The organism is Streptococcus sp. 79 (genome assembly GCF_013277425.1).
GTDB classification, from domain to species: Bacteria; Bacillota; Bacilli; order Lactobacillales; family Streptococcaceae; genus Streptococcus; species Streptococcus pseudopneumoniae.
The window spans coordinates 1-992 of the sequence record NZ_VMMW01000067.1; the positions used below are offsets into that span (position 1 = coordinate 1).

The 992-nt window shown below is 34.8% G+C and carries 1 pseudogene; it reads right to left on the reverse strand.

Going from position 1 to position 992, the window contains the following annotated elements:
- Positions 1 to 17: 17 nt before the first annotated feature.
- Positions 18 to 992: pseudogene (locus HT729_RS09220) on the reverse strand (trypsin-like peptidase domain-containing protein); the annotation flags it as partial.

Sequence of the window (992 nt, forward strand, 5' to 3'; positions counted from 1 at the left end):
CGACTCGCTTCCTATCTATACCATCTGCCTCGTATATATTTCCAACCTGTTGCCATTGAACCAGAGGTTTCCAGATAATACCATTTCCCATTTATACTTTGCCAACCTGTTTGTTTATTACTATTCTTATAATAATACCAAGTATCACTAATCAACTTCCATCCATCAATAGAATGCCCTTTAATAACAGAGTAGATGAAAGATAGAGCCTTCTCATTTAACTTAACAGCATAATTCATCTGTTCTGCCTTACTCCCATTGGTATGAACTCCGACAACCCTATTGGTAGAATCATATACTGCTGAACCGCTTGCACCACGCAAAGTATCTACTTGATAGAATAAAAAATCATTTGTATCTTGAAGTATCGTTTTTGTATCAGTATACATCTGCTTAATATCCTTATTAACAGCAGAATATCCCGTAACTGTTACATCTAGATTTTTAGTATTTTCTAAATTATTGGGAAGTCCTAACGTCCCCAATTGAGCGCCAATCGGTTCTTCCAAAATTAAAACTGCTAAGTCATAGGTAGTAAGCTCATCTGGATCAGTATTTCGAAATTCTTTTAAATAGCGAGCTTCTTTTACTTTTATCCGACCAAACGGCACACTATTTGGAGTACGAGCAGGAGTAACATATAGTTCTTCTGCATCTTTACCAAACTCATGTTTATAAATATTATGAGCAGCAGTAATAAGGACATTATCCTTTATAAAATTGGCACTCCCTCAATAAGTTACATCTTTACCATTTTTCACACCACGAAATTCTTACTCTACATAAGCTGATGTAGAGTAAGGATATTGTAAAGTATTTTTTACCTTAACTAAATCATTTTTACCAATAATGACTTCTGACTGATTTGTATAATATTGACCATAAGTCGGTGAAACATCGGGAAGTGAAAAATTATTAGTTCCTGGACTCTCTTGTAATGTTTCACTTACCTCATACTCCTCGCCTGTACTTGAAATAACAGTCAAAGCAGA